At 63.4% G+C, this 5,494-nt stretch carries 3 protein-coding genes and 1 pseudogene; all 4 read left to right on the top strand.

The genetic code is table 11. The annotated features are described in order from the left end of the window. Window positions 1-1,443: pseudogene (locus M5G17_RS27225) on the top strand (aldehyde dehydrogenase); the annotation flags it as partial. Between the two features lie 76 nt (window positions 1,444-1,519). Then, entirely contained in the window at window positions 1,520-2,959 is a 1,440-nt protein-coding gene (locus M5G17_RS27220) for an APC family permease (protein WP_273895946.1), read from the top strand. Beyond that, window positions 2,956-4,338 (top strand): aspartate aminotransferase family protein, encoded by a 1,383-nt coding sequence (locus M5G17_RS27215; RefSeq protein WP_273895945.1) that lies wholly within the window; start codon window positions 2,956-2,958, stop codon window positions 4,336-4,338. Before M5G17_RS27220 ends, M5G17_RS27215 begins: the two co-directional genes overlap by 4 nt. Window positions 4,339-4,392: 54 nt before the next feature. Further along, complete coding sequence (locus M5G17_RS27210; protein WP_273895944.1) at window positions 4,393-5,433, top strand: ABC transporter substrate-binding protein; 1,041 nt, start codon at window positions 4,393-4,395, stop codon at window positions 5,431-5,433. Window positions 5,434-5,494: the final 61 nt, after the last annotated feature.

The raw sequence follows: 5,494 nt of genomic DNA, 5'->3' as shown, positions 1-5,494 counted from the left end.
TTTATCTCGGCATAACCCCTTTATCGAAGGCGAAGCCTGTCAGGCCGCCAGCGGCGCGCGATTCGAGGTGATCAACCCGGCCACCGGCACGTTGCTGGCCAAGGTCGCCGCCTGTGGCCAAAGCGAAATTGACCAGGCGGTGTGCAGCGCCCGCCACGCTTTCGAACAAGGCCCCTGGGCGAAGATGGCGCCCGGTGAGCGTAAAGCCGTGCTGCTGCGCCTTGCGCAATTGATGCTCGAGCACCGTGACGAGTTGGCCCTGCTCGACTCGTTGAGCATGGGCAAGCCAGTCATGGATGCCTGGACCATCGACGTGCCGGGCGCTGCCCAAGTGTTCGCCTGGTACGGCGAAAGCCTCGACAAGCTTTATGACCAGGTGGCGCCGACCGCCAGCAATATACTGGCAACCATCACCCGCGTGCCGCTGGGCGTGATTGCTGCGGTGGTGCCGTGGAACTTCCCGCTGGACATGGCCGCCTGGAAGCTGGCCCCGGCTTTGGCCGCGGGTAACAGCGTGGTGCTCAAGCCTGCCGAACAGTCACCGTTTTCGGCCCTGCGCCTGGCAGAGCTGGCCATCGAAGCCGGCATTCCCAAGGGCGTGCTCAACGTCGTGCCGGGCCTGGGCGAAGAGGCCGGTCGCGCCCTGGGTCTGCACATGGACGTCGATGCCCTGGCGTTCACCGGCTCCACCGAGGTCGGCAAGTATTTTATGCAATACGCCGCGCAATCGAACCTCAAGCAGGTGTGGCTCGAATGCGGTGGCAAGAGCCCGAACCTGGTGTTCGCCGACTGCCAGGACCTGGACCTGGCAGCCGAGAAGGCCGCATTCGGCATCTTCTTCAACCAGGGCGAAGTCTGCTCGGCCAACTCGCGGCTGTTGCTGCAGCGCTCGATTGCCGATGCGTTCATCGAGCGCCTGATCGACAAGGCGCGCCAGTGGCAGCCGGGCAATCCGCTGGAGCCGGCGAGCCGGGCCGGAGCCATTGTCGACAGCCGCCAGACGCAGCGGATCATGGCCTACATCGAGCAGGCCCAGGCCGAGGGCGCGCAATTGAAGTGTGGCGGACGGCAACTGAGCATCGACGGTTCCAGCAACTTCATCGAACCGACGATTTTCACCGGCGTCACCGCCGACATGACCCTGGCCCGTGAAGAGGTGTTCGGCCCGGTGCTGGCCGTCAGCATCTTCGATGACGAAGACCAGGCAGTGGCCATGGCCAACGATCACATCTACGGGCTGGCAGCATCGCTGTGGACCGACGACCTCAACCGCGCCCACCGCGTCTGAATGCTGGGACGGTGTCGGTCAATACCGTCGATGCCCTGGACGTCACCGTGCCTTTTGGCGGTGGCAAGCAGTCGGGCTTTGGCCGCGACCTGTCGCTGCATTCGTTCGACAAGTACACGCAACTTAAAACCACCTGGATTCAGCTGCGTAGCTGAGTGCATTTGTGGGAGCGGGCTTGCCCCGCGATGAGGCCGGCACAGGCACTCCAATAACAAAAACTCGGAGCAACCGATGAACAGCAATGCAAGCGTGCAAACCGGCGCCCTGGCGCCACCTGCAAACCGCAAGAAACTCGGCCTCACCGCACTGCTGGCCGTGGCCATCGGCCTGGTGGTATCCCAGGGCGTGATGGTGCTGATGCTGCAAGGCGTCGGTATCGCCGGCCTGGGCTTTATCGTGCCGCTGAGCCTGGCCTACCTGCTGGCCCTGAGTTATGCCTGTTCGTTCTCGGAACTGGCACTGATGATTCCCCGGGCCGGCAGCCTGAGCACCTACACCGAAGTCGCCATCGGCCAGTTCCCGGCGATCCTCGCGACTTTTTCCGGCTACATCGTGGTGGCGATGTTCGCCCTGTCGGCCGAGCTGCTGCTGATGGAGTTCATCATCGACAAGGTCTACCCGCACAGCATGCCGCCCCTGACCGTAGCCCTAGGGGTGCTGGCGCTGTTCACCGTGCTCAACCTGTTCAACATCGACATCTTCGCCCGTTTGCAAACGGTGCTGGCAGTGGTGATGACCGTGGTCTTGCTGGTGATGGGCCTGAGTGCGATGAACAGTAACATCGTCGCGCCCAACCCGACGCTGTTCGACAGCGCCCACTGGAACCCGCTGGGCCTGGGCGTGATTGCCCTGACGGCAATGGCGGTGTGGGGCTTTGTCGGCGCCGAGTTCGTCTGCCCGCTGGTAGAGGAAACCCGCCGCCCGGAGCGCAACATCCCCGGCTCGATGATGCTCGGCCTGACCATCATTTTCGTGATCATCAGCCTGTATGCCCTGGGCGCTTTGCTCACCGTGCCGCAGGCGGAACTGGCCAGTAACGGTCTGCCGCATTACCTGTTCGCCACCACGGTGTTCGGCGAGGCCGGCAAGGTGTTTCTGGTTACGGCGGCGATCACCGCCACCTGCAGCACTCTCAACAGTTCCCTGGCGGCGATCCCGCGCATGCTGTTTGGCATGGCCCGCAATGGCCAGGCGTTCGGCGTGTTCAAACGCCAAGGCAAACGCACCGGTGCACCCTGGGTGGCAGTGCTGTTCATCGCTGCGGTCACCGGCCTGCCGTTGTTGCTGATGCACGACCATGCCGACGCGATCAACCAGCTGTTGCTGTCGGCAGCCTTGGCCTGGTTGCTGGCCTACATCATCACCCACGTCAACGTCATTGCCCTGCGCCGGCGTTACCCGCAGGTGGCGCGGCCGTTCCGCACACCGTTCTACCCGTTGCCGCAGCTGTTCGGCATCGCCGGCATGCTGTTTGCGATCTGGAACGTCTCGCCCAGCCCCGACATGACCTTTTCGATTTTTGCCTACGCAGGCCTGGTGCTGCTGATCGTCTCGATCATTGCCGTGCTGTGGATCAAGGGCGTGATGGGCAAGCCACTGTTCAAGCCCGAGCCGCTGGAAAGCGTGCTGGGCACTCAACACGATAAAAACCCGCAAGGAGACTCGCAATGACCGCTCAAGAGAAACCTGTCCGTAGCACCGGCGATTACCAGGCAGCGGATGCCGCGCACCACATTCATGCCTTCCTCGACCAGAAGGCACTGAACGCCGAGGGCCCGCGGGTGATCGTCCGTGGCGAAGGCCTGGCCCTGTGGGACAACGACGGCAAGCGCTACCTGGACGGCATGTCGGGGCTGTGGTGCACCAACCTGGGTTATGGCCGCAAGGACCTGGCCGCGGCCGCCAGCCAGCAGCTTGAGCAACTGCCGTACTACAACATGTTCTTCCACACCACCCACCCGGCGGTGGTCGAGCTGTCGGAGTTGCTGTTCAGCCTGCTGCCGGCGCACTACAGCCACGCGATCTACACCAACTCCGGCTCCGAAGCCAACGAGGTGTTGATTCGCACCGTGCGCCGCTACTGGCAGATCCTCGGCAAGCCGCAGAAGAAGATCATGATCGGGCGCTGGAACGGCTACCACGGCTCGACCCTGGGCGCCACGGCGCTGGGTGGGATGAAGTTCATGCACGACATGGGCGGGGTAATCCCGGACGTTGCGCACATCGACGAGCCGTACTGGTTCGCCCACGAAGGCAACCTGACCCCGGCCGAGTTCGGCCTGCGTGCGGCGCGCCAGCTGGAAGAGAAAATCCTCGAACTGGGCGCCGAAAACGTCGCCGCCTTTGTCGCCGAACCCTTCCAGGGCGCCGGCGGCATGATCTTCCCGCCAGAAAGCTACTGGCCAGAAATCCAGCGCATCTGCCGTCAATATGATGTGCTGCTGTGCGCCGATGAAGTGATCGGTGGCTTTGGCCGCACCGGCGAATGGTTCGCCCACCAGCATTTCGGTTTCGAACCCGACACCCTGTCGATCGCCAAGGGCCTGACCAGCGGCTACATCCCCATGGGCGGCCTGATCCTGTCCAAGCGCATGGCCCAGGTGTTGGTGGAACAGGGCGGGGTGTTCGCTCACGGCCTGACCTATTCCGGCCACCCGGTGGCGGCGGCGGTGGCGATTGCCAACCTCAAGGCCCTGCGCGACGAAGGCATCGTCAGCCGGGTCAAGCACCAGACCGGCCCGTACCTGCAGCGCTGCCTGCGCGAGGTGTTCGGCAACCACCCGTTGATTGGTGAGGTGCAGGGCACAGGCTTGGTCGCCGCCTTGCAGTTCGCCGAAGACAAGGCCAGCCGCAAGCGCTTTGCCAACGAGAACGACATGGCCTGGCGTTGCCGCACCATTGGTTTTGAAGAGGGGCTGATCATCCGCTCGACCCTGGGCCGGATGATCATGGCCCCGGCCCTGGTGGCCAGCCACGCCGACATCGATGAACTGGTCGACAAGACCCGTACCGCCGTAGACCGTACCGCCCGCGAATTCGGTCGCCTGTAAGCCCACAAGCGGCCGGTGCGCGCGGGCGTGCCGGCCTATTAGAGGAACCGCTTCATGTCCAGATCCTTGCGTTGCTGTGTTCCCTTTGCCCTGGTTGTGCTGTGCAGCGCGGTATCGGCTGCGCCGCAGAACCTCACCGTCATCTCCTTTGGCGGTGCCACCAAGCAGGCCCAGGACAAGGCCTACTTCCAACCCTTCAATGCCAGCGGCGCAGGACGCGTGGTTGCTGGCGAATACAACGGCGAATTGTCGAAAATCAAGGCCATGGTAGATGTCGGCCACACCAGTTGGGACGTGGTCGAAGTCGAAAGTCCGGAGTTGCTGCGCGGCTGCGACGAAGGCCTGTTCGAACGCCTGGACCCGGCGCGCTTCGGCGACCCGGCGCAGTTCGTGCCGGGCACCTTGAGTGAATGCGGGGTGGCCACCTATGTCTGGTCGATGGTCATGGCCTATGACCAGGGCAAACTGGCCAAAGCGCCGAACTCCTGGGCTGATTTCTGGAATGTTGCCGACTTTCCCGGCAAGCGTGGCTTGCGCAAGGGTGCCAAATACACCCTGGAAATCGCCCTGCTTGCTGATGGGATCAAGCCCGAACAGCTGTATGACGTGCTCGGTACACCAGAAGGGGTAACCCGGGCCTTTGCCAAGCTGGACCAGATCAAGGGCAATATCCAGTGGTGGGAAGCCGGCGCGCAACCAGCGCAGTGGCTGGTAGCCGGTGACGTGGTCATGAGCGCGGCCTACAACGGCCGGATCGCCTCGGCGCAGAAGGAGGGCATGAAGCTCGGCATCGTCTGGCCGCAAAGCCTGTACGACCCGGAATACTGGGCGGTGGTCAAGGGCACGCCGAACAAGGCCTTGGCCGAGGACTTCATCGCCTTTGCCAGCCAGCCGCAGACCCAGAAGGTGTTCTCCGAAGAGATTCCCTATGGGCCGGTGCACCGGGAGGCGTTGAAGCTGTTGCCCAGCACGGTTCAGCAACAACTGCCGACAGCTGAAAACAACCTGGCCGGGGCGCGGGCGGTGGATGCCGGGTTCTGGGTGGACCATGGTGAGGAGCTGGAGCAGCGCTTTAACGCCTGGGCTGCGCGTTGAATTCATCGCGGGGCAAGCCCGCTCCCACAGAGGCAATGCAAAGCCTGTGGGAGATTCTATG

Origin of the sequence: Pseudomonas rubra, from assembly GCF_028656935.1 — a bacterium.
GTDB lineage: Bacteria > Pseudomonadota > Gammaproteobacteria > Pseudomonadales > Pseudomonadaceae > Aquipseudomonas > Aquipseudomonas rubra.
This window is presented reverse-complemented; position numbering and strand designations above follow the sequence as displayed.